The organism is Kitasatospora sp. NPDC034023, from assembly GCF_055575795.1.
Genome location: NZ_JBVIRY010000098.1, coordinates 1 through 3472, shown reverse-complemented (window position 1 = coordinate 3472; position 3472 = coordinate 1). Strand labels below are relative to the sequence as shown.

1 protein-coding gene is annotated in these 3472 nt (G+C 70.3%); it reads left to right on the top strand.

The features are described 5' to 3' along the window. On the top strand, window positions 1-2926 hold a 2926-nt coding region (locus ACZ52R_RS43375), incomplete at its 5' end, for a beta strand repeat-containing protein (protein WP_465755564.1). Window positions 2927-3472: the final 546 nt, after the last annotated feature.

Below are 3472 nucleotides of genomic sequence, written 5' to 3'. Positions count from 1 at the left end.
GGCGGACACCACAACGGTGTTGACGTCCCTGCCCGACCCGTCGGTGTTCGGCCAGGCGAAGGTGCTGACCGCCACCGTCACCGCGGCGGCTCCCGGTGCCGGCATCCCGACCGGGACGGTGTCGTTCTTCGACGGCGTCACCCTGCTGGGCACCGCCACCCTGGACGCCACCGGCACGGCCACCTTCACCAGTTCGGCTCTGGGCGTGGGCAGTCACGCCCTCACCGCCGTCTACAGCGGCGACACCAGCTTCAACGGCTCGACCTCGCCGGTGGACACCCAGACCGTGAACATGGCGGACACCACAACGGTGTTGACGTCCCTGCCCGACCCGTCGGTGTTCGGCCAGGCGAAGGTGCTGACCGCCACCGTCACCGCGGCGGCTCCCGGAGCCGGCACCCCGACCGGGACGGTGTCGTTCTTCGACGGCGTCACCCTGCTGGGCACCGCCACCCTGGACGCCACCGGCACCGGCACCTTCACCACCTCCGACCTCGGCGTCGGCATCCACGCGCTGATCGCCGTCTACAGCGGCGACACCAGCTTCAACGGCTCCACCTCACCCATCGACGCCCAGACCGTCATCACGGCCGACACCACCACGGCGTTGACCTCGGCACCCGACCCGTCGGTGTTCGGCCAGCCCAAGGTCCTCACCGCCACCGTCACCGCCACCGCCCCCGGAGCCGGCACCCCCACCGGCACGGTGTCGTTCTTCGACGGCGTCACCCTGCTGGGCACCGCCACCCTGGACGCCACCGGCACGGCCACCTTCACCAGTTCGGCCCTGGGCGTCGGCATCCACGCGCTGACCGCCGTCTACAGCGGCGACACCAGCTTCAACGGCTCGACCTCGCCGGTGGACACCCAGACCGTGAACACGGCGGACACCACCACGGCGTTGACCTCGGCACCCGACCCGTCGGTGTTCGGCCAGCACAAGGTCCTCACCGCCACCGTCACCACCACCGCCCCCGGAGCCGGCACCCCCACCGGCACGGTGTCCTTCTTCGACGGCGCCACCCTGCTGGGCACTGGCACTGTCGTCGCGGGCGTGGCCACCTTCACCACCACCGACCTCGCCGTCGGCACCCACGCCCTCACCGCCGTCTACAGCGGCGACACCGCCTTCAACGGCTCCACCTCACCCATCGACGCCCAGACCGTCAACACGGCCGACACCACAACGGTGTTGACGTCCCTGCCCGACCCGTCGGTGTTCGGCCAGCCGGTGAGCCTGACGGCGACCGTCAGCGTCGTCGCCCCCGGGGGCGGCATCCCCACCGGCACGGTCACGTTCTTCATCGGCGGCATCCCCCAGGCGCCGGTCACCCTGTCCGGCGGCGTAGCCACCCTGACCACTGCCGCCCTCAGTGTTGGCGTGCACCCGATCAGGGCCACCTACAACGGGAGCGGCAACTACAACACCTCCACCTCGGCGACCATCACTCAGACGGTCACCAAGGCCAGCACCACCACGGCGCTGACCTCGGCGCCCGACCCGTCGGTGTTCGGCCAGCCCAAGGTGCTGACCGCCACCGTCACCGCCACCGCCCCCGGAGCCGGCACCCCCACCGGCACGGTGTCCTTCTTCGACGGCGCCACCCTGCTGGGCACTGGCACTGTCGTCGCGGGCGTGGCCACCTTCACCACCACCGACCTCGGCGTCGGCATCCACGCGCTGATCGCCGTCTACGCCGGTAGCCCCAGCTTCAACGGCTCCACCTCCCCCGTCGACGCCCAGGCGGTCACCACGGCCGGCACCACAACGGTGTTGACCTCGGCACCCGACCCGTCGGTGTTCGGCCAGCCCAAGGTGCTGACCGCCACCGTCACCGCCACCGCCCCCGGTGCCGGCACCCCCACCGGCACGGTGTTGTTCTTCGACGGCGCCACCCTGCTGGGCACTGGCACTGTCGTCGCGGGCGTGGCCACCTTCACCACCACCGACCTCGCCGTCGGCACCCACGCCCTCACCGCCGCCTACAGCGGCGACACGGCCTTCAACGGCTCCACCTCCCCCGTCGACGCCCAGACCGTCAACACGGCCGACACCACAACCGTGTTGACGTCCCTGCCCGACCCGTCGGTGTTCGGCCAGGCGAAGGTGCTGACCGCCACCGTCACCGCGGCGGCTCCCGGAGCCGGCACCCCGACCGGGACGGTGTCGTTCTTCGACGGTGCGACCCTGCTGGGCACTGGCACTGTCGTCGCGGGCGTGGCCACCTTCACCACCTCCGACCTCGCCGTCGGCACCCACGCCCTCACCGCCGCCTACAGCGGCGACACCAGCTTCAACGGCTCCACCTCCCCCGTCGACGCCCAGACCGTCACCAAGGCCAACACCACCACCACGGTGACTACTGCGCCGAACCCCTCGGTGTTCGGCCAGCCAGTGAGCCTGACGGCGACCGTCAGCGTCGTCGCCCCCGGGGGCGGCATCCCTACCGGCACGGTCACGTTCTTCATCGGCGGCATCCCCCAGGCGCCGGTCACCCTGTCCGGCGGCGTAGCCACCCTGACCACTGCCGCCCTCAGTGTTGGCGTGCACCCGATCAGGGCCACCTACAACGGGAGCGGCAACTACAACACCTCCACCTCGGCGACCATCACTCAGACGGTCACCAAGGCCAGCACCACCACGGCGCTGACCTCGGCGCCGAACCCGTCGGTGCACAGGCAGTTGGTGACCCTGACAGCGACCGTCACCGCCACCGCCCCCGGAGCCGGCACCCCCACCGGCAAGGTGACGTTCTTCGACGGCGCCACCCTGCTGGGCCACGCCACCCTCTCCGGCGGCGTGGCCACCTTCACCACCTCCGCCCTCGGCATCGGCATCGGCATCCACGCGCTGATCGCCGTCTACGCCGGAAACCCCAGCTTCAACGGCTCCACCTCACCCATCCACGCCCAGATAGTGCTCTGAGCACATGAACCCACCCGGGTCGGCCTTCGGGCCGGCCCGGGTGAGGCATGTCCGGGGTGCGTGCACGACATTCCGGTACGCGCACTCGGTTCTCCAGTCCGGCTTCCCCTGACGCCCACTCGACGAGGCGGGGGCCTGCCGAGTCGACCCTGGACCTGCACGGTATGCGGTCGGCCCGGATCAACGAGGTCGAGGCCGACGACGTCATCGCCACCGCTGCGCTAGGCCTCCCCCGACAGGGCCGGTGCAGATCACGCCGCGAGATGCTGACTACCAGCTGGCTGCCGCCCCAGAGTCGACCGCAGACCATCATGACCGCGATCCACCACCACTCGCCGTCACTCGTCCTGAGCGCGTAACCCCAGTCCAGCGCACTCGTCCCCGTGGTTTCAGCTTGTCGTTTTACCTTCGGTGATCGACTCGAGGTTGTTCGAGCTGGTCACCCACATGGGGATCTTCGGGACATGGCGACGACCTCCGTTTCACGCTGTGTGATGTCGAGTCGCACAACAGAGCCGGAGGTCGTCGGTGTCGATTGTGGTCCCT